25 protein-coding genes and 1 pseudogene are annotated in these 26,508 nt (G+C 70.9%); 16 read left to right on the forward strand and 10 right to left on the reverse strand.

What is annotated here, in order from left to right:
- Positions 1–143 precede the first annotated feature (143 nt).
- The 3 genes from AWC19_RS22290 (at position 144) to AWC19_RS22300 (ending at position 3,991) form a co-directional block, all read left to right on the forward strand.
- On the forward strand, positions 144–1,538 hold the full coding sequence (locus AWC19_RS22290) for a PPE family protein (protein WP_085080265.1): 1,395 nt from the start codon (positions 144–146) through the stop codon (positions 1,536–1,538).
- Between the two features lie 61 nt (positions 1,539–1,599).
- Positions 1,600–2,406, forward strand: coding sequence for a purine-nucleoside phosphorylase (locus AWC19_RS22295; RefSeq protein WP_085080266.1), 807 nt, complete (start codon positions 1,600–1,602; stop codon positions 2,404–2,406).
- 4 nt (positions 2,407–2,410) lie between these two features.
- Positions 2,411–3,991, forward strand: coding sequence for a phospho-sugar mutase (locus AWC19_RS22300; RefSeq protein ID WP_085080267.1), 1,581 nt, complete (start codon positions 2,411–2,413; stop codon positions 3,989–3,991).
- A 71-nt stretch (positions 3,992–4,062) separates the two neighbouring features.
- Here the strand turns inward: AWC19_RS22300 and upp are convergent, their stop codons facing one another.
- Positions 4,063–4,686: a uracil phosphoribosyltransferase gene (upp, locus tag AWC19_RS22305; RefSeq protein WP_085080268.1), complete on the reverse strand. Its 624-nt coding sequence runs from the start codon at positions 4,684–4,686 to the stop codon at positions 4,063–4,065.
- A 104-nt stretch (positions 4,687–4,790) separates the two neighbouring features.
- On the opposite strand from upp, the gene AWC19_RS22310 reads away from it, so the two are divergent.
- The 3 genes from AWC19_RS22310 (at position 4,791) to AWC19_RS22320 (ending at position 8,090) form a co-directional block, all read left to right on the forward strand.
- Positions 4,791–5,672: an alkaline phosphatase family protein gene (locus tag AWC19_RS22310; RefSeq protein ID WP_443677522.1), complete on the forward strand. Its 882-nt coding sequence runs from the start codon at positions 4,791–4,793 to the stop codon at positions 5,670–5,672.
- Between the two features lie 39 nt (positions 5,673–5,711).
- Entirely contained in the window at positions 5,712–7,013 is a 1,302-nt protein-coding gene (gene satS / locus AWC19_RS22315; RefSeq protein WP_085080269.1) for a protein export chaperone SatS, read from the forward strand.
- Between the two features lie 93 nt (positions 7,014–7,106).
- Positions 7,107–8,090: a VWA domain-containing protein gene (locus AWC19_RS22320; RefSeq protein WP_085080270.1), complete on the forward strand. Its 984-nt coding sequence runs from the start codon at positions 7,107–7,109 to the stop codon at positions 8,088–8,090.
- Positions 8,091–8,094: 4 nt separating this feature from the next.
- Here AWC19_RS22320 and AWC19_RS22325 read toward each other — a convergent pair whose 3' ends face one another.
- Positions 8,095–9,102, reverse strand: coding sequence for a VWA domain-containing protein (locus tag AWC19_RS22325; RefSeq protein WP_085080318.1), 1,008 nt, complete (start codon positions 9,100–9,102; stop codon positions 8,095–8,097).
- Between the two features lie 63 nt (positions 9,103–9,165).
- Positions 9,166–10,197 carry a cupin domain-containing protein gene (locus AWC19_RS22330; RefSeq protein WP_085080271.1) on the reverse strand — a complete coding sequence of 344 codons (1,032 nt, stop codon included), beginning with the start codon at positions 10,195–10,197 and terminating at the stop codon, positions 9,166–9,168.
- Between the two features lie 226 nt (positions 10,198–10,423).
- Between AWC19_RS22330 and AWC19_RS22335 the strand changes: the two genes are divergently transcribed.
- Entirely contained in the window at positions 10,424–10,708 is a 285-nt protein-coding gene (locus tag AWC19_RS22335; RefSeq protein WP_085080272.1) for a GlsB/YeaQ/YmgE family stress response membrane protein, read from the forward strand.
- A 67-nt stretch (positions 10,709–10,775) separates the two neighbouring features.
- Here the strand turns inward: AWC19_RS22335 and AWC19_RS22340 are convergent, their stop codons facing one another.
- Genes AWC19_RS22340 through AWC19_RS22350 form a run of 3 tightly spaced genes read right to left on the reverse strand, consistent with a single transcriptional unit; the run spans position 10,776 to position 13,554 of the window.
- Positions 10,776–11,864 (reverse strand): adenosine deaminase, encoded by a 1,089-nt coding sequence (locus AWC19_RS22340; RefSeq protein ID WP_085080273.1) that lies wholly within the window; start codon positions 11,862–11,864, stop codon positions 10,776–10,778.
- Positions 11,861–13,159, reverse strand: coding sequence for a thymidine phosphorylase (locus AWC19_RS22345; RefSeq protein ID WP_085080274.1), 1,299 nt, complete (start codon positions 13,157–13,159; stop codon positions 11,861–11,863). The genes AWC19_RS22340 and AWC19_RS22345 overlap by 4 nt, the downstream gene beginning before the upstream one ends.
- The gene (locus AWC19_RS22350) at positions 13,156–13,554 is read right to left on the reverse strand and encodes a cytidine deaminase (RefSeq protein WP_085080275.1); all 399 of its coding nucleotides are present in this window, start codon (positions 13,552–13,554) and stop codon (positions 13,156–13,158) included. Before AWC19_RS22350 ends, AWC19_RS22345 begins: the two co-directional genes overlap by 4 nt.
- 262 nt (positions 13,555–13,816) lie before the next feature.
- Here AWC19_RS22350 and sdhC point away from each other — a divergent pair, with 262 nt between their 5' ends.
- The 4 genes from sdhC to AWC19_RS22370 are packed head-to-tail and all read left to right on the forward strand — an operon-like array spanning position 13,817 to position 17,185.
- The gene (gene sdhC / locus AWC19_RS22355; protein WP_245849241.1) at positions 13,817–14,155 is read left to right on the forward strand and encodes a succinate dehydrogenase, cytochrome b556 subunit; all 339 of its coding nucleotides are present in this window, start codon (positions 13,817–13,819) and stop codon (positions 14,153–14,155) included.
- Positions 14,152–14,619: a succinate dehydrogenase hydrophobic membrane anchor subunit gene (locus AWC19_RS22360; RefSeq protein ID WP_085080276.1), complete on the forward strand. Its 468-nt coding sequence runs from the start codon at positions 14,152–14,154 to the stop codon at positions 14,617–14,619. The genes sdhC and AWC19_RS22360 overlap by 4 nt, the downstream gene beginning before the upstream one ends.
- A 20-nt stretch (positions 14,620–14,639) precedes the next feature.
- The gene (sdhA, locus tag AWC19_RS22365) at positions 14,640–16,394 is read left to right on the forward strand and encodes a succinate dehydrogenase flavoprotein subunit (RefSeq protein WP_085080277.1); all 1,755 of its coding nucleotides are present in this window, start codon (positions 14,640–14,642) and stop codon (positions 16,392–16,394) included.
- The gene (locus AWC19_RS22370) at positions 16,394–17,185 is read left to right on the forward strand and encodes a succinate dehydrogenase iron-sulfur subunit (protein WP_085080278.1); all 792 of its coding nucleotides are present in this window, start codon (positions 16,394–16,396) and stop codon (positions 17,183–17,185) included. Before sdhA ends, AWC19_RS22370 begins: the two co-directional genes overlap by 1 nt.
- A 47-nt stretch (positions 17,186–17,232) precedes the next feature.
- On the opposite strand, the gene AWC19_RS22375 is transcribed toward AWC19_RS22370, so the two are convergent.
- Complete coding sequence (locus tag AWC19_RS22375; protein WP_085080279.1) at positions 17,233–18,306, reverse strand: GGDEF domain-containing protein; 1,074 nt, start codon at positions 18,304–18,306, stop codon at positions 17,233–17,235.
- 67 nt (positions 18,307–18,373) lie between these two features.
- Here AWC19_RS22375 and AWC19_RS22380 point away from each other — a divergent pair.
- A pseudogene (locus tag AWC19_RS22380) lies at positions 18,374–19,034 on the forward strand (carboxymuconolactone decarboxylase family protein); the annotation flags it as partial.
- Here AWC19_RS22380 and AWC19_RS22385 read toward each other — a convergent pair.
- Positions 19,009–19,908, reverse strand: coding sequence for a sigma-70 family RNA polymerase sigma factor (locus AWC19_RS22385; protein ID WP_085080281.1), 900 nt, complete (start codon positions 19,906–19,908; stop codon positions 19,009–19,011). The pseudogene AWC19_RS22380 and the gene AWC19_RS22385 overlap by 26 nt on opposite strands.
- A 68-nt stretch (positions 19,909–19,976) precedes the next feature.
- Between AWC19_RS22385 and AWC19_RS22390 the strand changes: the two genes are divergently transcribed.
- Entirely contained in the window at positions 19,977–21,320 is a 1,344-nt protein-coding gene (locus AWC19_RS22390; RefSeq protein WP_085080282.1) for an aspartate aminotransferase family protein, read from the forward strand.
- On the opposite strand, the gene AWC19_RS22395 is transcribed toward AWC19_RS22390, so the two are convergent.
- Positions 21,295–21,546 carry a hypothetical protein gene (locus AWC19_RS22395; protein ID WP_085080320.1) on the reverse strand — a complete coding sequence of 84 codons (252 nt, stop codon included), beginning with the start codon at positions 21,544–21,546 and terminating at the stop codon, positions 21,295–21,297. The two genes, AWC19_RS22390 and AWC19_RS22395, sit on opposite strands and share 26 nt — an antisense overlap.
- Before the next feature lie 216 nt (positions 21,547–21,762).
- Here AWC19_RS22395 and dacB1 point away from each other — a divergent pair, with 216 nt between their 5' ends.
- The 3 genes from dacB1 to nagA are packed head-to-tail and all read left to right on the forward strand — an operon-like array spanning position 21,763 to position 25,480.
- Positions 21,763–22,995: a D-alanyl-D-alanine carboxypeptidase DacB1 gene (gene dacB1 / locus AWC19_RS22400; protein ID WP_085080283.1), complete on the forward strand. Its 1,233-nt coding sequence runs from the start codon at positions 21,763–21,765 to the stop codon at positions 22,993–22,995.
- Complete coding sequence (locus tag AWC19_RS22405; protein WP_085080284.1) at positions 22,992–24,359, forward strand: sugar porter family MFS transporter; 1,368 nt, start codon at positions 22,992–22,994, stop codon at positions 24,357–24,359. Before dacB1 ends, AWC19_RS22405 begins: the two co-directional genes overlap by 4 nt.
- Complete coding sequence (nagA, locus tag AWC19_RS22410; protein ID WP_085080285.1) at positions 24,350–25,480, forward strand: N-acetylglucosamine-6-phosphate deacetylase; 1,131 nt, start codon at positions 24,350–24,352, stop codon at positions 25,478–25,480. Before AWC19_RS22405 ends, nagA begins: the two co-directional genes overlap by 10 nt.
- On the opposite strand, the gene yhjD is transcribed toward nagA, so the two are convergent.
- Complete coding sequence (gene yhjD / locus AWC19_RS22415) at positions 25,477–26,505, reverse strand: inner membrane protein YhjD (RefSeq protein WP_085080286.1); 1,029 nt, start codon at positions 26,503–26,505, stop codon at positions 25,477–25,479. The genes nagA and yhjD overlap by 4 nt on opposite strands.
- Between the last annotated feature and the right edge of the window lie 3 nt (positions 26,506–26,508).

The raw sequence follows: 26,508 nt of genomic DNA on the forward strand, positions 1-26,508 counted from the left end.
CCGACCGGCGCGGCGACCGGATGCCGGCACGCCAATCTATTCGTCATGATATATGCCACTTTAGTGGACTAAAGGTATGTAACCCTGCTATCTATATGACATCTATTCACAAAAATTCTTGACCCCGAAGGACGGAACCCGGCATGAGCTTTTTGGTGCTGCCGCCCGAAATCAACTCGCTACGGATGTTCGTCGGCGCCGGGTCAGCACCGATGCTCGAGGCCGCCGCCGCCTGGGACGGCCTGGCCAACGAGCTGGCGGGCGCGGCGTCGTCGTTCGCGTCGGTGACCTCGGGCCTGGCCGCGGACGCCTGGCAGGGCCCCGCGTCGGCGGCGATGCTGGCCGCGGCCGGCCCCTACGCGAGCTTCCTGCGCGCCGCGTCCGCCCACGCCCAGAACGCGGCCGCCCAGGCCCAGTCCGTGGCCGCGGTGTTCGAGGCGGCCCAAGCGGCGACGGTGCACCCGGCGGCGGTCGCGGCCAATCGCACCGATCTGGTGTCGCTGGTCGCCTCGAACCTGTTCGGCCAGAACGCCCCGGCGATCGCGGCCACCGAGGCCGAATACGAGCAGATGTGGGCCCAGGACGTCGCCGCGATGGTCGACTATCACGCCGGCGCGGCGGCGGCGGCCGCCGAGCTGCCGGCGGTGCTGCAGCCGCTGGACAGCATCTTCGGGGTCCTCGACAACATCCCCGGATACAACCTCTTCGGGATCGGCAACCAGAAACTGCTGACCCTGGGCATCGGCAACCAACTGGCCTGGAACCTGGGCAGCGGGAACCTGGGCGAGCTGAACCTGCTGGGCAGCGGCAACATCGGCGACGTCAACCTCGGCAGCGGCAACTTCGGCTTCTGGAACCTGGGCAGCGGCAACATCGGCAGCGCCAACCTGGGCAGCGGCAACATCGGCAGCTTCAACCTGGGCGGCGGCAACAACGGCAGCTACAACTTCGGCCTCGGCAACATCGGCGGCAACAACTTCGGCTTCGGCAACCTGGGCTCGCTGAACATCGGTTTCGGCAACACCGGCACCGGCAACATCGGCATCGGGCTCACCGGCGACCACCAGATCGGCGTGAACCTCGCGGGCGCGCTGAACTCCGGCATCGGCAACATCGGATTCGGCAACTCGGGCACGGGCAACATCGGCTTCTTCAACTCCGGCAACGGCAACGTCGGCATCTTCAACTCAGGCCAGTTCAACTCGGGCATCGCCAACTCGGGCATCCTCAGCGCGGGGTTGTTCAACTCGGGATCCCACAGCACCGGTGCGTTCAACTCGGGCGACTACAACACCGGCGCCTTCAACGCGGGCAACTACAACACCGGGTTGTTCAACTCGGGCAGCATCAACACCGGCCTGTTCAACTCCGGCGACCTGAACACCGGCGTCGGCTACCTGTTCGACGGCCCTGGCCCGAGTTCGGGCTTCGGCAACCTCGGCATCGGGAGCTCGGGCTTCGACAACGCCGGCGACGACGCCTCCGGCGTGGGCAACATCGGCGACTACATCTCGGGCTTCTTCCGCGCCGGCACCTGACGGGTCAGCGGCGCCCCACGGCTTCGCCTTGAGGCGATAGCAGTCGTTAAGCTCGCCCAGTGTGAGCCGCCCCGCGTCCGATCCCGACGACCTCGCGCGGCGGGCGGCACAAGCCATCGCCGAGCGCACCGGGGTCGACCGGCACGACGTCGCCGTCGTCCTCGGGTCGGGCTGGTCGCCCGCCGTCGCGGCCCTGGGCTCCCCCACGGTCGGGCTGCCGCAGGCCGACCTGCCCGGCTTCGCGCCGCCGACCGCCGTCGGGCACACCGGCGAACTGCTGTCGATGCGCGTCGGCGGGCATCGGGTGCTGGTGCTGGTCGGGCGCGTGCACGCCTACGAGGGGCACGACCTGTGCCACGTGGTGCACCCGGTCCGGGCGGCCTGCGCGGCCGGCGCGCACACCGTGGTGCTGACCAACGCCGCGGGCGGCCTGCGCGCCGACATGGCCGTCGGCCAGCCGGTGCTGATCAGCGACCACCTCAACCTCACCGCGCGGTCGCCGCTGGTCGGCCCGCACTTTGTGGACCTCACCGACGCCTACTCGCCGCGGCTGCGCGCGCTCGCCCGCCAGGCCGACCCGGAACTGACCGAGGGCGTCTACGCTGGGCTGCCCGGGCCGCACTACGAGACGCCCGCGGAGGTGCGGATGCTGCGGACGCTGGGCGCCGATTTGGTCGGGATGTCGACGGTGCACGAGACGATCGCGGCCCGGGCGGCCGGCGCCGAGGTGCTGGGCGTGTCGCTGGTGACCAACCTGGCGGCCGGCATCACGGGGCATCCGTTGAGCCACGCCGAGGTGCTCGCCGCCGGGGGCGCGTCGGCGGGCCGGATGGGCGCGCTGCTGGCCGGCGTCATCGCCCGGCTATAGCGACGTGACGCCCGAGGAGTGGATCGCCCACGATCCCGACCCCGACACGGCCGCCGAGCTCGCCGCGTGCGGTGGTGACGAGCTGGCGGCGCGGTTCGCCCGCCCGCTGAGGTTTGGCACCGCCGGGCTGCGCGGCCCGGTGCGCGGCGGGCCGGACGCGATGAACGTCGCGGTGGTGTCGCGCGCGACGTGGGCGGTGGCCCGGGTGCTGCGTGAGCGTGGCCTGGCCGGGGCGCGGGTGATCGTCGGGCGCGACGCCCGGCACGGCTCGGCGGTGTTCGCGACCGTCACAGCGGAAGTTCTTGCCGCCGAAGGGTTTTCGGTGCTGTGGCTGCCCGGCGCGGTGCCGACGCCGGTGGTGGCGTTCGCGGTGCGCCAGACCGGGGCGGCGGCCGGGATACAGATCACGGCCTCCCACAACCCGCCCGCCGACAACGGCTACAAGGTCTACTTCGAGGGCGGCATCCAGATCGTCTCGCCCACCGACCACCAGATCGAGGCGGCGATGGCCGCGGCGCCGCCGGCCGACGAGATCGCCCGCGCGCCCGTCGCGCCCGCCGACACCGATCTGGTCGAGCGCTACGTCCGGCGCGCGGCCGCGGTGCGCCGCGGTACCGGTTCGGTGCGGGTGGCGCTGACCCCGCTGCACGGGGTGGGCGGCGCGGTCGCCGTCGACGCGCTGCGCCGCGCCGGGTTCGGTGAGGTGCACGGCGTCGGGGCGCAGTTCGCGCCCGACCCGGACTTCCCCACCGTCGCCTCCCCCAACCCCGAGGAGCCCGGGGCCGCCGACGCGCTGCTGACCCTTGCCGCCGACGTCACCGCCGACGTCGCGATCGCCCTGGACCCAGACGCCGACCGGTGCGCGGTCGGCATCCCCACGCCCTCGGGATGGCGGATGCTCTCCGGCGACGAAACCGGTTGGCTGTTGGGCGATTACATCCTGTCGCGCGCGCCGGCGCCGGGAACCGCCGTGGTGGCCAGCAGCGTGGTGTCCTCGCGGATGCTGGCCGCGATCGCCGCAAGCCACGGCGCCACCCACGTCGAGACCCGCACCGGGTTCAAGTGGCTGGCGCGCGCCGACTCCGGCGTCCCGGGGACGCTGGTGTACGCCTACGAGGAGGCGATCGGGCACTGCGTGGACCCGCAAGCCGTGCGCGACAAGGACGGGATCAGCGCCGCGGTGTTGGTGTGCGACCTGGTCGCGGCGCTGGCCGAGCGGGGCCGTTCGGTGCCCGACGCGCTCGACGGCCTCGCCCGCCGCTTCGGCGTGCACGACGTCGCGGCGGTGTCGCGCCGGGTCGCCGGCGCCGGCGAGGCCGCCGAGCTGATGCGCCGGCTGCGGGCCGACCCGCCGGGCCGGCTGGCCGGGTTCGCCGCCGACCTCGCCGACATCGGCGACGCGCTGATCTTCACCGGCGGCGCCGACGACGTGTCGGCCCGGGTGGTGGTGCGGCCCTCCGGGACAGAGCCGAAGTTGAAGTGCTACTTGGAAATTCGGTGCGCGCCGGTCGACGATCTGCGGCGGGCCCGAGACCGCGCCCGCGCGCTGCGCGACCGGCTGCTCGCCGAAGTGCGGGCCTGGTGACCCAAGCGGGCTAGCCTGATTGCCCGGCTCCTCCTCACGCCGCGCCGCGGCGCGCATCGTCGCCGGGCTGGCTAGCGCGGCCCGAATTGCCGGTCGCCCGCGTCGCCGAGACCCGGCACGATGTAGGCGATCTCGTTGAGCCCGTCGTCGACGGCGACGGTGAAAAGCCGCGCGTCGGGCGCCGCTTTCCCAAGCGCGGCAATGCCTTCCGGCGCGGCCACGGCGCACAACGCGGTGATGCCCGAGGCGCCGCGCCGCCGCAACAGCTCGATCGCGTGCGTCAACGACCCACCCGTGGCCAGCATCGGGTCGAGCACCAGCACCGGCTGGCCGGTCAGGTCGTCGGGCAGCGACTCGAGATACCCGGCGGGCAGGTGGGTGCCCTCGTCGCGGGCGACACCGACGAATCCCACCCGGGCCTCCGGCAGCAGCGCCAGCGTCGCCTCGACCATGCCCAGCCCGGCCCGCAGCACCGGCACCAGCAGGGGCGGATCGGCGATCCGCACCCCGAGCGTCTCGGTCAGCGGCGTGCGGATCGGGAAGGTCTCGCGGGCGGCGTCGCGGGTCGCCTCGTACACCAGCATCGCGGTGACGTCCCGCAACGCCGCGCGGAAGCCGGCGTTGCCGGTGCGCTCGTCGCGCATCGTGGTCAGCCGGGCCAGCGCCAGCGGGTGATCGACGACGCGCACCTCCACGGGATGTGACCCTATATAACGATCGGGCGTTCATTTGGTTAATGTCGCGCTCAGCCGGCCGCGTCGGCGCCGCGTCGCCGCAGGCCCGCCCATATGCTGCCCGCGTGCGGCGTCGAAGAGGGTTGGCGGACAGGGCATATCGAGCGCTCCGGGTGGTCGGGGCGGCCGCGCTGGCGGGGCTGGTCGCCACCCCGCTGGCCCCCCGGGTGGGGCTGGCGGCGGCCGCGCTGCCCCGGCCCGCGCACGTCGTGATCGTGATCGAAGAGAACCGGTCCGCGAGCCACATCATCGGCAACAAGGCGACGCCGTTCATCAACGCGCTGGCCGCAAACGGCGCCAACATGGCCCAGTCGTTCGCCGAGACCCACCCCAGCGAGCCGAATTACCTGGCCCTGTTCGCCGGCAGCACGCTCGGGGTCACCACGGACGCGTGCCCGGTCGACGGGGGCGCCACCCCCAACCTGGCCTCGGAGTTGCTGGCCGCCGGCTACACCTTCGCCGGCTACGCCGAAGGCCTGCCCGCGGTCGGCTCGACCGCCTGCAGCGCGGGCAAGTATGCGCGGAAGCACGTGCCGTGGGCCAACTTCACCAACGTGCCGCCCGCCACCTCGCTGCCGTTCTCGGCCTTCCCGATGGGCAACTACGCCAGCCTGCCGACGGTGTCGTTCGTCATCCCCAACAACGACGACAACATGCACGACGGCTCGATCGCGCAGGGCGACGCCTGGCTGAGCCGCGAGCTGTCGGGCTACGCGAACTGGGCGGTCGCCAACAACAGCCTGCTGATTTTGACCTGGGACGAGGACGACGGCGGGCCCCGCAACCAGATCCCGACCGTGATCTACGGCGCGCACGTGCAACCGGGCACCTACAACGAACGGATCAACCACTACAGCGTGCTCGCGACGCTCGAGCAGATGTACGGCCTGCCCAAACTGGGCTACGCGGCCGGGGCCGCGCCGATCGCGACCATCTGGGCGGCCTGACTCGGGTCTGCCGCGGCGCGCGTCGCTATTGTGTGCCGCATGGCAGCTGACCTCGTGCCCATCCGCCTGAGCCTGTCCGCCGGTGACCGCTACACCGTGTGGGCGCCCCGCTGGCGCGATGCCGGCGACGAGTGGGAGGCGTTCCTGGGCAAGGACGAGGACCTGTACGCGTTCGAGACGGTGGCGGACCTGGTCGCGTTCGTGCGGTCGGACACCGACAACGACCTCGTCGACCACCCGGCGTGGAAGAACCTCGTCGAGGCGCACGCGCACCGCTTCGAGCCCGCCGAGGACAAGCGCTTCGACCTGGTGGCCGTCGAGGAGCTGGTGGCCGAGAAGCCGACCGAGGAATCGGTGAACGCGCTGGCCGGCGCGCTGGCGATGGTGTCGTCGATCGGATCGGTGTGCGAACTGCCGGCGGTGTCGAGGTTCTTCAACGGCAACCCCAATTTGGGCACGGTCACCGGCGGCATCGACCACTTCACCGGCAAGGCCGGCCTGAAGCGCTGGAACGCGATCGCCGAGGTGATCGGCCGAGGCTGGGACGACGTGCTCGCCGCGATCGACGACGTCGTCGCCACCCCGGAGGTCGACGAAAAGCTGTCGGCCAAGGCCGCCGAGGAACTCGACGAGGAACCCGACGAAGGCGAGCAGCCGGCCGCCGACGAGGTGGCCGACGAGGACGAACCCGGGGACGAATCCGGGGAGGCCGGCACCGAAGACGAGGCCGAAGACGAGCCCGAAGACGAGGAGCCGGACCGCGCGCCCGGCGACACCGTCGTGCTCGGCGGCGACGAGGACTTCTGGGTGCAGGTCGGCATCGACCCGATTCGCATCATGACGAGTTCGGGCACCTTCTACACGCTGCGCTGCTACCTCGACGACCGCCCGATCTTTCTGGGCCGCAACGGGCGGATCAGCGTGTTCACCTCGGAGCGGGCGCTGGCGCGCTACCTCGCCGACGAGCACGACCACGACCTGGCCGACTTGAGCACCTACGACGACATCCGCACCGCCGCCACCGACGGCTCCCTGGAGGTCGAGGTCACCGACGACAACATCTACGTGCTGTCGGGGCTCGCCGACGACCTCGCCGACGGGCCGGACGCGGTGGACCGCGACCAGCTCGACCTCGCCGTGGAGCTGCTCCGCGACATCGGGGACTACTCCGAGGAAACCACGGTGGACAAGGCGCTCGACACCGCCCGGCCGCTGGGCAAGCTGGTGGCCTACGTGCTCGACCCCGACTCGATCGCCAAGCCCACGCCCCCCTACGCCACCGCGGTGCGGGAATGGGAGAAGCTGGAGCAGTTCGTCGACGGGCGGCTCAGGCGCGAATAGGGCGCGCCGCGCGTTTGACGCTCTTCCCAGACTCCTCTTTACTGGCGGGCAGCAGCAACGGCCCGACGGGCCCTAAGCGGGAAGGTGAGGTCAGTGTCGCTTCCCGGCATCGGCCCGCTGCCCCTATACGGCTTCCAGCGCCCCGGCATGCTGCTGTTCGGCCTGGTGCCGCTGGCCCTGCTCGCGGTCTACGTCCTGGTCCAGGCGCGGCGCCGGCGCCGGCTGCACCGCTACACCGACTCGGCGGTCCCGCAGTCGCGGTGGCGGCACGTCCCGATCGCGGTCTCGCTGCTCTCGCTCGTCCTGTTGACCATCGCGCTGGCCACCCCCACCCACGACATGCGCATCCCGCGCAACCGGGCCTGCGTGGTGCTGATCATCGACATGTCCAACTCGATGCGCGCCACCGACGTCGAACCCAACCGGCTCAAGGCCGCCGAGCAGGCGGCCAGCCAGTTCGCCGGTCAGCTGACGCCGGGCATCAACCTCGGCCTGGTCGGGTTCGCCGGCACGCCCTACCTGCTGGTCCCGCCGACGCCGCAGCACCAGGCCACCCTCGAAGCGCTCAAGAAACTCGAATTCGCCGACGGCACCGCCACCGGCGAGGCCATCTTCACCGCCCTGCACGCGGTCAGCGCCACCGCCGTCACCGGGGGCGACACCCCGCCCCCGGCCCGCATCGTGCTGCTGTCCGACGGCGGCGAGAACAAGCCGACCAACCCCAGCGATCCGCACGACGGCGCCTACACCGCGGCCCGGCTGGCCAAGGACCAGGGCGTGCCCATCTCGACGATCTCCTTCGGCACCAAGGGCGGCGAGATCGAGATGAACGGCCAGCGGGTCGCCGTCCCGGTCTCGACGGACCAGATGAAGACGATCGCGCGGCTGTCGGGCGGGCAGTCCTACACCGCGACCAACCTCGGCGAGCTCAACAAGAGCTATGACGCCATCGAAAAGGACATCGGGTACCGCACCGTGCCGGGCCCGGGCAGCGCCGGGTGGCTGCGCCTGGGTGTCATCGTCGCCCTGATCGCCACGGCGCTGGCCCTGCTGATCAACCGGCGCCTGCCCACCTGAGCGGTCAGGCCGGCAGCCTGCGGTTCAGCACCAGCCCGGCGAGGATGGCCCCGGCCAGCACCACGGCGCCGAGCAGCATCCAGGCGAGGCTGGCGTCGCCCTTGACGGTCTCGTAGCCGATCTGGCGCTGCAGCGTCGAATAGACGCTCTCGAGCGACTCCAGGCTGTCGGCGTGGAACGCCTGGCCGTCGGTGATCTTGCAGATCTCCTGCAGCGTCTGGTCGTCCACCGGGACCGGGATCGTGGCGCCCTGGTACTCGACGGTGCCGTACGGGGTGCCGAAGGAGATCGTCGAGATCTGCACCCCCTGGTTCCTGGCGGCCCGGGCCGCGGTGAACGCGCCCTCGGGAGCGTTGGGGTCGAGCGGCACGTTCTCGGCGCCGTCGGACTCCAGCACGATCCGCGCGGGCGGCGGCCCGTCCCCGCCGCCCATCACCGAGCCGACGGTCGCGATCGCCTGCAGCGCGGTGAAGAGGCCCTCCCCGGTTGCGGTCTTGGGTGCCGGCTTCAGGCCGTCGATCGCGGCCTTGACGGCCTGCCGGTTGGTCGTCGGCGCTACCAGCAGCGAGGCGTTGGCGGCGAACTCGACCAGGCCCAGGTTGATGGCGGGCGTGAGCTCGTCGGCGAACTTCTTGCCGGCCACCTGCGCGGCGGCCAGCCGGTTGGGTGGCACGTCGGTGGCGGCCATCGACTCCGAGACGTCGATGACAAGCATGACCACCGCGCGGTTGAGCGGGATCCGGATGTCCGACGTCGGCCCCGCCATCGCGGTGGTCAGCAGCACCAGCGACACCGCGAGCAGGATCGTCGGCACGTGCCGCCACCGGCCGGCCCCCGCCGGCGCCACCCGTTCCAGCACCTCCATGTTGGCGAACCGCAGCACCCTGCGGCGCCGGGCGAACTGCACCGCCACATAGACGCCGAGCACCAGCAGCACGGCCAACAGGAACAAGAAGAACCAGGCGTTCTGGAAACCGGTCAGCGACACCGGGCCCAGCAGCGGCAACTTCATGTCCAGCCACACTATTCGCCGAGCCCGCACGCTGCATGGCCCGGCCGCCCCGACGGGGCCGGGTCAGCCGCGCCGCTGCGTGAACTTGATGTCGAGGCTGCGCAGGTGGGTGTGCAGCCCGGCGTCCTGGACGGGGATCAGGTGGGCCGGCTCGTCGCTCTCGTTGTAGTGGGCGTGCCACATGCCCGGCGGGGTGGTGAAGGCGCCGCCGGCCTGCCAGTCCACCCGGATCGGGTCGACGATGTCGCCCCGCTCGTCCAGGCGGGTGCCCAGCAGCGTGTAGCACCCGTGGGGCGGGGCGTCGAGGATCAGGTCCAGCGCCACCGACTGGTGCCGGTGCGGGCGCTGCTCCTGGTGCGGCGGCAGGACGCCGAACATCGCCCACAGCACGTGGGTGATCGTCAGCGTCTGCTCCTGCTCGGCGTTGGCCAGGAGCACGCTGACGCGGCTCTTCTCGTTGGCACCGGGCCGCGCGGCGATCTCCTCGAGCTTGGCCACCGCGTCGGCGCGGCGGAACTTGGTGGGGCAAAACCGCGGCCGGGTCGCCTCGACGCCCAGGTAGCGCAGCAGCGGCTCGTCGTGCACCCAGTACAGGGCCGCGTCGGCGTCGGCGTAGAACGCCGACCGCGTGGCGGCGGGCAGCGTCACGAAATCGCCCTTCTCCCAAGCCATCGGCCGGCCGTCGACGTCCGCGTGTCCCCGGCCGTAGAGCACGTAGAACAACTGTGAGGTGGCGTTGGGGTTGGTGTCGACGTGCTCGCCGGCGCGGATGCGCACGAAGCTGGCGAGCAGCGCGGGGCTGGTCGCCGGGCCGGTCGCAAGGCCGAGGTCGTCGGACAGGTCCAGCGCGACGGCGCCGGTCGGCGCGTCGAGGTACAGCTCGGGGCCGAACCGCCTGACCGGGACCTGGGGAGCGTGGCCCGAGCCGATGGGGTTGGCCGCCTTAGAGTACTCGAAGTAGCGCGCCGAGCCTTCCCAGTCGGCCCAGTCGTCGAGCCGGCCCTCGAACCCGCGCTCGGCCACGTTCGTCGGCGGGGCGGGCACCGTCGGGTCCAGGTCGGGAATCAGTGACTGCGTGGCGTTCGCGAGGGACATCCCAGCGCCTTCCTCGATAAGTTGCTCAATACGTTGCTTCTTGCACTTTAAATGTATCTATCTTGTATCTAAGCGTCAACCGCCGATCGCGCGACCGGGCCTCAGGCGCCAAACGTGATGGTGTCGGGACCGGGGGCCCGACGAATGGTGTTACAAGCCCGCCGATTCGGGGAACCCGCGTTGAAGACGGGGCCCACCCGGGGCGCCGCTACAAACGGGAGCAGCAATGATTGGATCAATAATCCTCGCGATCATCGTGGGCGCGGTCATCGGTGTGGTAGCCCGCCTCGTCATGCCGGGCAAGCAGAACGTCGGCATGATCATGACGGTCGTGCTCGGGGCCGTGGGCGGCCTGATCGGCTCGGCGGTGGCCAGCCAGTTCGGCTACCACAACACCAACGGCGGAATCGCCTGGATTCCGTTCTTCGTCGGCGTCGCCGCCGCGATCGTCCTGATCGCGATCTACGAGGCCGTCACCGGTCGCCGCACCGGCCACCGGCTGACCCGGTAGTCGCCCTGGCGCGAACTCGCCGCCGCTTCGCTTTGCGGCGGCGAGTTCCTCGCGTCAGCCGATCAGCTCAGCCGATCAGCACCGCATACCGCGGCTTGATCACCTCGTCGATGATCGCCAGCCGCTCGTCGAACGGGATGAACGCCGACTTCATCGCGTTGATGGTGAACCGCTCCAGATCGCTCCACCCGTAGCCGAAGGCCTCGACCAGCCGGTGCATCTCGAGGCTCATCGTGGTGTCGCTCATCAGCCGGTTGTCGGTGTTGACGGTGACCCGAAAGCGGGTGCGCGCCAGCAGGTCGAACGGGTGCTCGGCGATGCTTTTCACCGCGCCGGTCTGCACGTTGGAGCTCGGGCACAGCTCGAACGGAATTCGCTTGTCCCGCAAGATCGACGCGAGTCGGCCCAACCGGACGGTTCCGTCCTTCAGCACGTCGATGTCGTCGACGATGCGCACCCCGTGGCCCAGCCGGTCGGCGCCGCAGAACGCGATCGCCTCGTGGATGGACGGCAGCCCGAACGCCTCACCGGCATGGATCGTGAAGCGCGCGTTGTGGTCTCGCATGTACTCGAACGCGTCCAGGTGTCGCGTCGGCGGGTTGCCCGCCTCGGCGCCGGCGATGTCGAAGCCCACCACGCCCTTGTCGCGGAAGCGGATGGCCAGTTCGGCGATCTCCCGCGACACCGCTGCGTGCCGCATCGCGGTGACCAGCAGCCGCACCTTGATCGGCCGCCCCGCGGCCGCGCAGGCCTTCTCCCCGGCCGCGAAGCCGTCCAGCACGGCGTCGACGATCTCGTCGAAGGACAGCCCGCGGTCGATGTGCAGCTCGGGGGCGAAGCGCACCTCGGCGTAGACGACGGAGTCGGCGGCCAGGTCCTCGACGCACTCGTAGGCCACGCGGTACAGCGCGTCGGGGGTCTGCATCACCGCGACCGTGTGGGAGAACGGTTCCAGGTAGCGCTCCAGCGAGCCGCTGTGCGACCGGGTGCGAAACCACGTCGCCAGCTCGTCGACGTCGGTGGCCGGCAGCCCGTCGTAGCCGACCTGGCCGGCGATGTCGATCACCGTCGACGGCCGCAGCCCGCCGTCGAGGTGGTCGTGCAGCAGGGCCTTGGGCGCCTTTTTGATCTGGTCTAGCGCCAGTGGTGTCGTCACGTGGTGATCCGATCGATGATCAGCGGCCGGGCAGCCGGTGCGGCGTCGCCGACGCTGAACGCGCCGTCCAGCTCGGCCGCCGCGGCGCCGAACCGCTCGGGCGTGTCGGTGTAGAGGGTGAACAGCGCTTCGCCGGCGGCCACGGGCTCCCCCGGCCGGCGGTGGATGCGGATCCCGGCGCCCGGCTGCACCGGTTGGCCCGGACGGGACCTGCCCGCGCCGAGCCGCCAAGCTGCCAACCCCACCGCCATCGCGTCGATATCGCCCATTGTGCCGCCCCGCGGCGCGGTCACGGTCTCGGAACACGAACCGATCGGCAACGGGGCGGCCAAGTCCCCGCCCTGGGCCGCGACCAGCCGGCGAAAGCGGTCCATCGCCGTGCCGTCGCGCAGCGCCTGGGCCGGATCGCGGTCCTCGATGCCGGCCAGCCGCAGCATCTCGGAGGCCAGCCGCACGGTCAGCTCCACCAGGTCGGGCGGCCCGCCGCCGGCCAGCACCTCGAGCGCCTCGGCGACCTCGAGCGCGTTGCCGACGGCCGCGCCCAGCGGGGCGTTCATGTCGGTCAGCAGCGCGTGGGTGGACACGCCGTGGGCCGCGCCCAGCTCGACCATGGTGCGCGCCAGCTCGCGGCAGGCCGCCTCGGAGTCGAGCAGCGCCCCGGCGCCGACCTTGACGTCCAGCACGACCGCGCCGACCCCCTCGGCCAGCTTCTTGCTCATCACCGAGCTGGCGATCAGCGGCAGCGACTCGACGGTCGCGGTGACGTCGCGCAGGGCGTAGAGCTTCTTGTCGGCCGGCGCCAGGCGCCCGGCGGCGAAGATCGCGGCGCCGACGTCGCGCAGCTGGTCGCGCAGCCGCCCCTCGGACAGGTCCGCCGTGAAACCGGCGATCGAGTCCAGCTTGTCCAGCGTGCCGCCGGTGTGCCCGAGCCCGCGGCCCGACGCCTTGGGCACCGCCGCACCGCAGGCGGCGACGGCGGGCACCACCGCCAGCGTGGTCTTGTCGCCGACGCCGCCGGTGGAGTGCTTGTCCACCGTCGGCAAGCCCAGGCCGGTGAAGTCCAGGCGCTCGCCCGACGCCACCATCGCCGCCGTCCACCGGGCGATCTCGCCGTGGTCCATGCCGCGCCACACGATCGCCATCAGCAGCGCCGCCATCTGCTCGTCGGCCACCCGGCCGTCGGTGTAGGCGTCGATCACCCAGTCGATGGCCGCGTCGGAGAGCCGGCCGCCGTCGCGCTTGGTCCTGATCACCGTCGGCGCGTCGAACGCCGCGTCGAGGTGGGGGCGGGTCAAGACGGCCCCCGCGGCAGGTCGGCGGTGAAGGCGTCGGGCAGCAGCTCGCCCAGCCGGCGGGGGCCCGCCGGATGGTCGACGAGCAGCTCCGGGCCGCCGTGCTCGTGGAGCACCTGCCGGCATCGACCGCACGGCAGCAGCGGGCGCCCCCGCGCGTCGACGCACGCCAGCGCCACGAGCCGGCCGCCGCCGCTGGCATGTAGGGCGCACACCACGCCGCACTCGGCACAGAGACCAAGGCCATATGAGACGTTTTCCACATTGCAGCCGGTGACCACCCGGCCGTCGTCGACCATCGCGGCCGCCCCCACCGCGAACTTGGAGTAGGGTGCATACGCCCCCGCCGCCGCGCGGGTTGCCTTGTCCCGCAGCGCATTCCAATCGACATCAGGCATATCGCCACCCCGCTCACCGATGGGCCGACCCGAGCGAACACCCTACCTCTGACACGAACTTCGCCCCGCGGCTGTCGGACTCGGCCAGCTACCTGGCAGGGTTAGGCTGGACTGCCCGGCTCGAGTGCGTGCGGGTGTCCAAGAAGGCGGTGAGGACTGGGTGACTACGCAGGCAACCGCGGATCCGGCTGCATCCCAGCAACCGTCCGCGAAGACCCGCAAGCGGCGGCCACCCCGGACCCTGTACCGGGGCGACCCCGGCATGTGGTCGTGGGTGCTGCACCGCATCAGCGGCGCGACCATCTTCTTCTTCCTGTTCGTCCACGTCCTGGACGCCGCGATGCTGCGGGTGAGCCCGCAGACCTACAACGCGGTGATCGGTGACTATCAGACCCCGATCGTCGGCCTGATGGAGTACGGCCTGGTCGCCGCCGTGCTGTTTCACGGGCTGAACGGGATCCGGGTCATCCTGATCGACTTCTGGGCCGAGGGCCCCCGCCACCAGCGGCAGATGTTCTGGATCGTCGGCGTCGTCTTTTTGCTGCTCATGGTCCCGGCCGGCGTGGTGGTCGGCATCCACATGATGGAGCACTTCCGGTGACCGGCCCCGACCTTCAGCTCGGGCGCGGGCAGTTGGCGCCGGTCAAACAACGGAGCCACGACCGCCCCGCCAGCCTGGACAACCCGCGCTCGCCGCGCCGCCGCGCCGGCATCCCCAACTTCGAGAAGTTCGCGTGGCTGTTCATGCGGTTCTCCGGGGTCGCGCTGGTGTTCTTGGCGGTCGGGCACCTGTTCGTCATGCTGATGTGGGACAACGGCGTGTACCGCATCGACTTCAACTACGTGGCGCAGCGCTGGGCGTCGCCGTTCTGGCAGTTCTGGGACCTGGCGCTGCTGTGGCTGGCGCAGCTGCACGGCGGCAACGGCCTGCGCACCATCATCGACGACTACAGCCGCAAGGACAGCACCCGGTTCTGGCTCAACAGCCTGCTGCTGCTGTCGATGGGGTTCACGCTGGTGCTGGGCACCTACGTGCTGGTGACGTTCGACCCCAACATTTCCTGATCGAGGGAGGCGACCGCCAGTTGATCCAGCAACACCGATACGACGTGGTCATCGTCGGCGCCGGCGGTGCGGGGATGCGCGCCGCCGTCGAGGCCGGCCCCCGGGTGCGGACCGCGGTGCTCACCAAGCTCTACCCCACCCGCAGCCACACCGGCGCCGCCCAGGGCGGCATGTGCGCCGCGCTGGCCAACGTCGAGGACGACAACTGGGAATGGCACACCTTCGACACGGTCAAGGGCGGCGACTACCTCGCCGACCAGGACGCCGTCGAGATCATGTGCAAGGAAGCCATCGACGCGGTGCTCGACCTGGAGAAAATGGGGATGCCGTTCAACCGCACCCCCGAGGGCCGCATCGACCAGCGCCGCTTCGGCGGCCACACCCGCGACCACGGCAAGGCCCCGGTGCGCCGCGCCTGCTACGCCGCCGACCGCACCGGCCACATGATCCTGCAGACGCTGTACCAGAACTGCGTCCGCCACGACGTGCAGTTCTTCAACGAGTTCTACGCGCTGGACCTGGTGCTCACCCAGACCCCGACCGGGCCGGTGGCCACCGGCGTGGTCGCCTACGAGCTGGCCAGCGGCGAGATCCACGTCTTTCACGCCAAGGCCGTGGTGATCGCGACCGGCGGGTCCGGCCGCATGTACAAGACGACGTCGAACGCGCACACGCTGACCGGCGACGGCATCGGCATCGTGTTCCGCAAGGGACTTCCCTTGGAGGACATGGAGTTTCACCAATTCCACCCGACCGGCCTGGCCGGCCTGGGCATCCTGATCTCCGAGGCGGTGCGCGGCGAGGGCGGCCGGCTGCTCAACGGGGAGGGCGAGCGCTTCATGGAGCGCTACGCGCCGACGATCGTCGACCTGGCGCCGCGCGACATCGTCGCCCGCTCAATGGTTTTGGAAGTTTTGGAGGGCCGCGGCGCCGGCCCGCACAAGGACTACGTCTACATCGACGTCCGCCACCTCGGCGAGGACGTGCTGGAGTCCAAGCTGCCCGACATCACCGAGTTCGCCCGCACCTACCTGGGCGTGGACCCGGTGCACGAGCTGGTGCCGGTCTACCCCACCTGTCACTACGTGATGGGCGGCATCCCCACCACCGTCACCGGACAGGTGTTGCGGGACAACACCTCCACCGTGCCGGGGCTGTACGCGGCCGGCGAATGCGCGTGCGTGTCGGTGCACGGCGCCAACCGGCTGGGCACCAACTCGCTGCTGGACATCAACGTGTTCGGCCGCAGGGCCGGCATCGCGGCCGCCGACTACGCCGACGGGCACGACTTCGTCGACATGCCGCCCAACCCGGCCGCGATGGTCGTCGGCTGGGTCGGCGACATCCTCTCCGAGCACGGCAACGAGCGCGTCGCCGACATCCGCAGCGCGCTGCAGCAGTCGATGGACAACAACGCCGCGGTGTTCCGCACCGAGGAGACGCTCAAGCAGGCGCTCACCGACATCCATGCGCTGAAGGAGCGGTATTCCCGGATCACCGTGCACGACAAGGGAAAGCGCTACAACAGCGACCTGCTGGAGGCGATCGAGCTGGGCTTCCTGCTGGAGCTGGCCGAGGTCACCGTGGTGGGTGCGCTGAACCGCAAGGAGTCCCGCGGCGGGCACGCCCGCGAGGACTACCCCAACCGCGACGACGTCAACTACATGCGTCACACGATGGCCTACAAGCAGGGCAGCGAATTGTTGAGCGACATCGCGCTGGACTTCAAACCCGTCGTGCAGACGCGCTACGAACCCAAGGAGCGCAAGTACTGATGACGGCTGAACCCGAAGTGTTGCCCGTCGACCCGCCGTTGCCGCCGGTCCCGGAGGGCGCGGTGATGGTGACCGTCAAGATCGCCCGGTTCAACCCCGACCAGCCCGACGCGTTCTCGGAAACCGGTGGGTGGCAGAGCTTTCGGGTGCCGTGCCTGCCCAGCGACCGGATGCTCAACCTGCTGATCTACATCAAGAGCTACCTCGACGGGACGCTGACGTTCCGGCGGTCCTGCGCCCACGGCGTGTGCGGATCGGACGCCATGCGCATCAACGGCGTCAACCGGCTGGCGTGCAAGGTGCTGATGCGCGACCTGCTGCCCAAGAAGCCGGGCAAGCCGCTCACGATCACGGTGGAGCCGATCCGCGGGCTGCCGGTGGAAAAGGACCTCGTCGTCGACATGGAGCCGTTCTTCGACGCCTACCGCGCGGTCAAGCCCTACCTGATCACCACCGGCAATCCGCCGACGCGGGAACGCATCCAGAGCCCGACCGACCGGGCCCGCTACGACGACACCACCAAGTGCATCCTGTGCGCGGCCTGCACCACCAGCTGCCCGGTGTTTTGGCACGAGGGCAAGTACTACGGCCCGGCGGCGATCGTCAACGCGCACCGCTTCATCTTCGACAGCCGCGACGAGGCCGCCGCCGAACGCCTCGACATCCTCAACGAGGTCGACGGGGTCTGGCGGTGCCGGACCACGTTCAACTGCACCGAGTCCTGCCCGCGCGGCATCGAGGTCACCAAGGCGATCCAGGAGGTCAAGCGCGCGATCATGTTCTCGCGCTAGATGGCAGCCCGGGCGCCGCGGGTCAGGGTTTGCCGCCATCTCGCGGGTCAACAAAGCTCGTGATGATGACTTCGGTTGCCGCCCAACCGTTTAGCCCGATACATCGCGGCGTCGGAGGCGGAGATCAACTCCCGGAGCAGCGACTGGGGGTCGGGTGCGGCGTCGTCGAGATGCGTGCAGGCGGTGCCGATGCTGGCGGTGACCCCCGCGGCGCAGGCCGCGATGGCCCGGCACATCCGCGCGGCCAGCGACTCGGCGTTGCACGTCGACGCCGTGCCCGCCAAAAGAAATTCCTCGCCGCCGCTGCGCGCCACCACCGCCTGGTTGTCCGCGGCGGCCAGCAGCGCCTTGGCGACCTGCACCAGCGCGTGGTCCCCCGCCGCGTGGCCGCACCTGTCGTTGAGCGCCTTGAAGTTGTCAAGGTCGATCAGCATGACCACCAGGTGGGAGTCGATGCCCCGCCGGGCCAGGATCATCCCCAGCGCCTCGTGCTGGAACGCGCGCCGGTTGAGTAGGCCGGTCAACGGGTCGCGGTCGGCGCGCGACAGGTCTCCCGCCAAGGCGCGCACCAGGATTCCGATGGCCAGCGGCAGGGCGATGTTGACCTCGATCACCAGCCACAGGTCCACCCCGGCGAGGCTGGGATGTCCGGACCGCACCAGCGCCACGGCCTCCCAGGCGCCGACGGCGGCGGCGGCCGCGAAGTTGTACAGCACGAATCCCGTAGTGTGAAAGAACGCGAAGTAGGCGCCGAAGGTCGCGAAGGCCACGCAACCCACGAGCGCGGCCAGCGGGTTGGGGTGCGCCAGGCAGGCCAGGGCGACGGCGGCGTTGCACGCCACGCCGAAGACGATCGATTGCCAGCGCGTCGGCCACCGCCAGATCCACAGCACCATCCCGCCCACCCCGGCGGCCATGGCGACCCAGGTCATCAGCACCGCCGCCGGTTCGAGCGGGCCGTCCGAGCCGGCCAACAGCGCAACCAGGCACAACACCATCGAGGCCGAAAGGAAGGCCATCAGAGCCCGAGTGGCCCCGCTGACGCCCCGTGAAGCGAGGTAGCCGGAAAGCCAGTCGTACTGATCGGCCCGCCACCACCGGCTGAACAGCCCGGTCATCATGAACTCTTGCTCGCTCCCCGTCGCCCCCGGCTAATCCGCATGCTACGGCCCGCGCGGGGCGGACGAGGCGGATTGCCGCCGGTCCGGGGAGCCGTCACAGTTTTGCGGGCCGTCTCGTCTCAAGGGGTATGACACAGAAAACCCGCATCGAACCCCTGCCACCCCAGCGCGCCGGACTGCTCACCCGAGTGATGTATCGGGTGGCCAAGCGGCGCTACGGCCAGGTGCCGGAGCCCTTCGCCGTCGCCGCGCACCACCGCAAGCTGCTGCTCGCCGGCGCCGTCCACGAGACCATGCTCGACCGGGCGTCCACGACGCTGCCGGCGAGCGTGCGGGAGCTGGCCGTCTACTGGACCGCGCGCGCCATCGGCTGCTCGTGGTGCGTCAACTTCGGGTCGATGCTGCAGCGGCTGGACGGCCTGGACATCAAGCGCCTGAAGGACATCGACGATTACGCCACCTCGCCCGCCTTCACCGACGACGAGCGCGCCGCCATCGCCTACGCCGACGCGATGACCACCGACCCGCACACCGTCACCGACGAGCAGGTCGCCGACCTTAGGGCCCGCTTCGGCGACGCCGGCGTGTTCGAGCTGACCTATCAGATCGGGGTGGAGAACATGCGGGCGCGGATGAACTCCGCGCTGGGAATCACCGAGCAGGGCTTCAATTCCGGCGACGCGTGCCGCATCCCGTGGGCCGCTAGCCCCGCAGCGGGGAGCCGGTGAACTTCTCGGGGTTGGCGACATCCCATAGGGCGCAGACCTTTTTGTCGCGCACCGTCATCGCCGTGATCCGCGGCATCAGCTCCCGATACCCGTCGCTCGCGGGGCAGCCGGGCGTGTAGATGCCCAATTCGCCGTTGACCAGCCCCAGCTGATAGGCGCTGAACATCGCCGGCCCGTACCGCTGCGCCAGCCCGAAGATGAACCGGACCACCCTGTCGGGGCCGTGGATGACCTGAACGGCGGTGGGCGCCTTGCCATTCGAATCCCCGGTGAACGTCACGTCCGGGTGCAGCAGCGCCACCACGCCCGCCATGTCGCCCGAGGCCATGGCGGCCAGCAGCCGGCCCACCACCTCGTCGTGCGAGGGGTCGGGTTCGGGTGGCGGCTCGGCGCTGACGGCCTTGCGGGCCCGCGACGCGAGCTGCCGCGCCGCGGCCTCGCTGGTGCCCAGCACCCCGGCCACCTCGGCGAAGGGCACGGCGAACCCGTCGTGCAGGACGAACGCGACCCGCTGGTCGGGGGACAGGCGCTCGAGCACCACCATCGCCGCGAACCGGGCGTCCTCGTTGGCGACCACCGCGGACAGCGGGTCGGTCCGGTCGAACCCGGTGACCACCGGCTCGGGCAGCCAGTGGCCGGTGTAGGTCTCGCGGCGATGCGCGGCCGAGCGCAGCCGGTCCAGGCCCAGCCGGCTCACCACGGTGGTCAGCCAGGCCCGCAGGTCGGTGATCGCCTGGCGCTGGGCGTGCCAGCGCAGCCACGCCTCCTGGACGATGTCCTCCGCGTCGGCCACCGTGCCGGTCAGCCGGTAGGCGACCGCCATGAGATGTGGCCGCAGCGCCTCGAATTCGCTGACCTGCTGGGCGGAGGTCATACGCCGAGCGTAGCCCCACCGACACTTTCGGCGCCGAAAGTCGCGGTGGCGCTACGCTCGCGGGCAAGATGACCGAACATTTGTGGCTGCACTTCGCCCGGCACGGCCCGGGCGTCAGGCCGCCGATCATCACCCGCGGCGAGGGCGTGACCATCTACGACGACCGCGGCAAGAGCTACCTCGACGGGCTGTCCGGGCTGTTCACCGTGCAGGTCGGCCACGGCCGCACCGAGCTGGCCGAGGTCGCCGCCCGGCAGGCGGGCACCCTGGCGTTCTTCCCGCTGTGGGGATACGCCACCCCGCCCGCGATCGAGCTCGCCGACCGGCTGGCCGGCTACGCGCCCGGCGATTTGAACCGGGTGTTTTTCACCACCGGCGGCACCGAGGCCGTCGAAACCGCGTGGAAGGTGGCCAAGCAGTACTTCAAGCTCACCGGCAAACCCGGTAAGCACAAGGTGATTTCGCGATCGGTCGCCTACCACGGCACCACCCAGGGCGCGCTGGCGATCACCGGGCTGCCGCGCTACAAGGCGCCCTTCGAGCCGGTGACCCCGGGCGGCTTCCGCGTGCCCAACACCAACTTCTACCGCGCGCCCGAACCCTTGCGCGACGACCCGAAGGCGTTCGGGAGGTGGGCCGCCGACCGGGTCGCCGAGGCCATCGAGTTCGAGGGCCCCGACACCGTGGCCGCGGTGTTCCTCGAGCCGGTGCAGAACGCCGGCGGCAGCATCCCGCCTCCCCCAGGCTATTTCGAGCGGGTGCGCGAGATCTGCGACGCCTACGACGTGCTGCTGGTCTCCGACGAGGTGATCTGTGCGTTCGGCCGGATCGGGTCGATGTTCGCCTGCTCGTCGGACATCGGCGACCTCGGCTACGTGCCCGACATGATCACCTGCGCCAAGGGCATGACGTCGGGCTACTCGCCGATCGGCGCGATGATCGCCAGCGACCGGCTGTTCGAGCCGTTCAACGACGGCGAAACGATGTTCCCGCACGGCTACACGTTCGGCGGCCACCCGGTGTCGGCCGCGGTCGCGCTGGCCAACCTCGACATCTTCGAGCGCGAGGGCCTGTGCGACCGCGTCAAACGGCACGCCCCCGCCTTCCGCGCCACCCTGGAGCAGCTGTACGACCTGCCCATCGTCGGCGACGTGCGCGGCGAGGGCTATTTCTACGGCGTCGAACTGGTCAAGGACCAGGCGACCAGGCAGACCTTCACCGACGACGAACGCCGCGCGCTGCTGGGCCGGGTGTCCGCTTCGCTGTTCGAGGCCGGGTTGTATTGCCGCACCGACGATCGCGGCGATTCGGTGATCCAGCTGGCGCCGCCGCTGATCAGCGGTCAGGCCGAATTCGACACCATCGAGGCGATCCTGCGCGGCGTGCTCAGCGAGGAGTCGGACCGGCTGTAGCCAGGACCCGCTTGACCTCGTAGGCGGCCAGCAACACCTCCCGCGAGTGCGCGGGCGACGCGCTGGCCGCCATGCGCGTCTGCGCGTTGCACAGCCAGGTCAGCGCGGACCGCAGGTCGCCGTCGGGGGTGGCGTCGCGATGCGCCTTCAGCTCGGTCAGGACGCGGTCGAGCCCCGAGCCGCGCACCTGGGTGCCCTTCTCGACCTGCCTGACCAGATGTTCCAGCGAGCGCGGACCGTCGCCGTCGCGCCGCAGCTTTGACCAAAACCCGTTGTTTGGAATGGCACGCCCTTTGCACCGCAGGTGGTGTCGCACTGACCGCCTGCCAGCGTAGTGCCTCGACGCGACCCCCGCTCGCCCGGGTCGCTCGTAACATCCGTCCCATCCGTCACAGCGCGGCTCCCCGGAATCCGGCCGCCGATCGCCTAGTCTGCACAAGCGATGGACCTCCTCCGCCCCACGTCGTGCCTGGCAGCGGCCGTATTCGTGATGGCCGCGCCGGTGGCGCTCGCCGCGCCCGCGATCGCCGAGCCGCCCCCCGGCCCCAACGCCGGGCCCCCGAACTGCCCGTTCCAGGTGAACACGCCGCCCGCCGTCGACTCCTCCGAAGTGCCCACGGCCGGTGACCCGCCGCTCCCGCTGGCCGTGCCCGCCAAGCCGGTCGGCGGCGAGGCGCTGGGCAGCTGCGGCATCGTCGCCGCCCCCAACACGCCGCCGCCGCCGGGGGACGTGTCCGCCGACGCGTGGCTGGTGGCCGACCTGGACAGCGGCGCCGTCATCGCCGCCAAGGACCCGCACGGCCGGCACCGCCCGGCCAGCGTCATCAAGGTGCTCATCGCGATGGCGTCCATCAACGCGCTGCCGCTCAACAAGGCCGTCCCGGGCACCGCCGAGGACGCGGCCGCCGAGGGCACCAAGGTGGGCGTCCAGGAGGGCGGCGTGTTCACGGTCAACCAGCTGCTGCACGGCCTGCTGATGCACTCCGGCAACGACGCCGCCCACGCGCTGGCCATGCAGCTCGGCGGCATGCAGCAGGCGCTGGAGAAGATCAACGTGCTGGCCGCCAAGCTCGGCGGCAAGGACACCCGGGTGGCCACGCCGTCGGGGCTGGACGGGCCGGGCATGAGCACCTCGGCCTACGACATCGGGTTGTTCTACCGCTACGCCTGGCAGAACCCCACCTTCGCCGACATCGTCGCCACGCGGACGTTCGATTTCCCCGGCCACGGCGACCACCCCGGCTACGAGCTGGAAAACGACAACCAGCTGCTCTACAAGTATCCGGGCGCGCTGGGCGGCAAGACGGGCTACACCGACGACGCCGGCCAGACCTTCGTGGGCGCGGCCAACCACGACGGCCGGCGGCTGATGGCGGTGCTGCTGCACGGCACGCGGCAGCCGATCGCCCCGTGGGAACAGGCGGCGCACCTGCTCGACTACGGGTTCGCCACCCCGCAGGGCACCCAGGTGGGCACGCTGATCGAGCCCGACCCGTCGCTTCTGCCGGGCAAGCGTGACGCCGCCGACCGGCCGGGCGCCGCGCAGGCCGCCGGGTTCATGCCGTCGGCGGACGCGGTGCCGGTGCGGGTGGGCGTTGCCGTGGTCGGCACGGTCATCGTGTTTAGTTTGATCATGGTCGCACGCTCGATGAACCGCCGACCGCAGCACCGTTGACCGCCCGGTCGCGGGGCCTGCTGGTCGGGCTGACCGCCGCCAGCGTGGGCCTCATCTACGGCTACGACCTGTCGATCATCGCCGGCGCGCAGCTGTTCGTCACCGAGGACTTCGGGCTCACCACCCGCCAACAGGAGCTGCTGACCACGATGGTGGTGATCGGCCAGATCCCCGGGGCCCTCGGTGCGGGGGCGCTGGCCAACGCGATCGGCCGCAGGAAGTCGGTGCTGCTGGTCCTCGTGGCGTACGCGGCCTTCGCGCTGCTGGGCGCGCTTTCGGTGTCGCTGCCCATGCTGTTGGCGGCGCGCTTCCTGCTGGGCCTGACGATCGGCGTGTCGGTCGTGGTGGTGCCGGTGTACGTCGCGGAATCCGCCCCGGCGGCGGTGCGCGGGTCGCTGCTGACGGCCTACCAGCTGATGATCGTCAGCGGGCTCATCGTCGGCTACCTCACCGGCTACGCCCTGGCCGGCACGCACGGCTGGCGGTGGATGCTGGGGCTCGCCGTGGTTCCCGCAATCTTGTTGCTGCCCTTGGTATTTCGCATGCCCGACACGGGCCGGTGGTACCTGCTGAAGGGCCGGGTCGACGACGCCCGGGCGGCGCTGCTGCGGGTGGAGCCCACCGCGGACGTCGACGCCGAGCTCGCCGAGATCGGCGCCGCGTTGAGCGAGGGCTCGCCCGGATTCCGGGGCGCCGTCGCCGAAATGCTGCGGGGCATGCTCCGTCGCCCGTACGCGCGGGCCACCTTCTTCGTGATCACCCTGGGTTTTCTGATCCAGATCACCGGCATCAACGGGATCATCTACTACAGCCCGCGGATATTCGAGGCCATGGGCTTCACCGGCAACTTCGCGCTGCTGGGGTTGCCGGCGCTGGTCCAGGTGGCCGGCCTTGGCGCCGTGGGCATCTCGGTGGCCCTGGTCGACCGGGTGGGCCGGCGGCCGATCCTGTTGACCGGCATCGCCATGATGGTCGCGGCCGACGTGGCGCTGCTGGCGGTGTTCGACCGGGGCCTCGGGGGCGCGGGGCTGGTCTTCGGGTTCGCGGGCCTGCTGGTGTTCATCATCGGCTACACGATGGGCTTCGGCTCCCTGGGTTGGGTGTACGCCAGCGAGAGCTTCCCGTCGCGGCTGCGGTCCATCGGCTCGAGCGCGATGCTGACCTCCAACCTGGTCGCCAACGCGATCGTCGCCGCGGTCTTCTTGACGATGCTGCACTCGCTCGGCGGCGCAGGGACTTTCGCGGTCTTCGCGGTGTTCGCCGCGGTCGCCTTCGGCTTCGTCTACCGCTACGCCCCGGAGACCAAGGGGCGCCAGCTCGAGGAGATCCGGCACTTCTGGGAAAACGGCGGCCGATGGTCCTGATTTGCGCCGGGACGATGGTCCTCGACGGGCAGGTCAGCCGGCCGGGATGGTTACGCACGTCCGGCGCAACGATCGCGGCGTGCGGCGCCGGCCCGCCGCCCGTGCCGGCCGACCGGGATTTCCCCGATTGCACCGTGGTCCCGGGGTTTGTCGACATGCACGTGCACGGCGGGGGCGGCGCCTCCTACACCGAGCACGACGGCATCAGAGCGGCCGCCGATTTCCACCTGGCCCACGGCACCACCACGACGCTGGCCAGCCTGGTCACCGCCGCTCCGGCGGAACTGATCGCCGGCGTGCGCGCGCTCGCCGCCGCCACCGCGCGGGGCACCGCCCAGACGACCATTGCCGGCATCCACCTGGAGGGGCCGTGGCTGAGCCGGGCCCGCTGCGGGGCCCACGACCCCGCCCTGATGCGCGACCCGGACCTGGCCGAAATCGACGCGGTGCTCACCGCCGGCGACGGCGCGATCCGCATGGTGACGCTGGCGCCCGAACTGCCCGGAAGCGACGCGGCGATTCGGCGGTTCCTGGACGCGGGAGTCGTTGTGGCCGTTGGGCATACCGATGCGAACTACGAGCAGACCAAGAGGGCCGTCGCCGCCGGCGCCACGGTGGGCACCCATCTGTTCAACGCGATGCCGCCGCTGCACCATCGGGAACCGGGACCGGCGCTCGCGCTGCTGCAAAGCACGGACGTGACCGTCGAACTGATCGCCGACGGCGCCCACGTGCACCCGGAGGTGGCGCGCGCGGTGATCCGGGCCGTTGGACCCGAGCGCGTCGCCGTGGTCACCGACGCCATCGCCGCGGCCGGCCGCGACGACGGGGCGTTTCGGCTGGGCGGCGTGCCGATCGACGTCGTCGCCGGCGTGGCGCGGGTGCGCGGGACGTCGACGATCGCCGGCAGCACCGCCACCATGGACGCGCTGTTCCGCACCGCGGCGGCCGACGTCGGGCTGGCCGCCGCCGTGCGGCTGACGTCGGCGACGCCGGCCCGGGCGCTCCGCCTCGACCGGGTGGGCAGCCTGCGGGCCGGCTACGACGCCAATCTCGTTGTGCTGGACGGCGAGCTGCGCGTCGCGGCCGTCATGGCGCGCGGCGACTGGGTCGCCGACTAGCGCGGCCGGCGGGTCAGCCGCGAAAACACAAGCGCCCCGGCGGCGCCCAAGCCCATCGCGGTCAGCGTCCGGCGCGCGCCGAGCCCCTCGTCGACGCGCACCCGCGGGGCGATGATCGCCGGCGGCGGCGGGTCGACCGGCTTGGCGCGCGGATCGGTGGACGCGGTCGCGGCCCAGGCGGCGGCGAAGAGCACCAGGTACGCCGTGATGTAGAAGAACACCATCAACCCCAGCGCCGGCCCGAACGTCGCGCCGGCCGGGCTGCGCAACACCGTCCGCAGGTAGAGCGACGCCACCTGCTTGAACGCCTCGAACCCCACCGCCGCGAGCAGCCCGGCCCGCGCCGAGGCGACCACGTCGACCTTTTCGCGGGGCAGCCGCGCGATCAGCCAGGTGAACAGCACCCACGACACCAGCAGCGAAACCACCACGGACAACAGCCTGAACCCCCAGTCGAACACCGAAAGTTCGGGCACGCCAAGCCATCTCAGCACCGCACGCATCGGCGCGGCCTGAGCCAGCGTTGACAGCACGATGGTGGCCAGCGCCACCGCGAACGTCCACAGCATGGCGATCAGGTCGGACAGCTTGTTGCGCACGAAGCCCGGCGACTCGACGCGCTGTTCCCACCACATCTCGGTCACCGCCGCCCTCAGGTGCGAGATCCAGCCCAGCCCCGCCCACGCCGCCGTGGCCAACCCGATGACGCCCACCGAGGTGCGGGCGTCGATCGCCGAGCCCATCAGGTCCGTCAGCTGCTGCCCCAGCGCGCCGGGCACCGAGGCCCGGATGCGGTCGTCGATCGTGCGCAACAGGTCTGGCCGGCGGGACAGCAAAAAGCCGAACACGGCGAAACCCACCATCAGCAAAGGGAATAGCGCGAAGATCGTGTAGTAGGTCAGGCCCGCCGCCAGGAAGCCGCCCTTGCGGTCATCGAAGCGTTGGTAAGCGCGCATCACGTGGTCGAACCGCGCAAAGCGGGCCCGCAGCCGATCCAGGATCCCCGGCTTGGCCGGCTCGCTCATGGT

It is taken from the genome of Mycobacterium palustre (genome assembly GCF_002101785.1).
In the GTDB taxonomy this organism is placed as follows: Bacteria; Actinomycetota; Actinomycetes; order Mycobacteriales; family Mycobacteriaceae; genus Mycobacterium; species Mycobacterium palustre.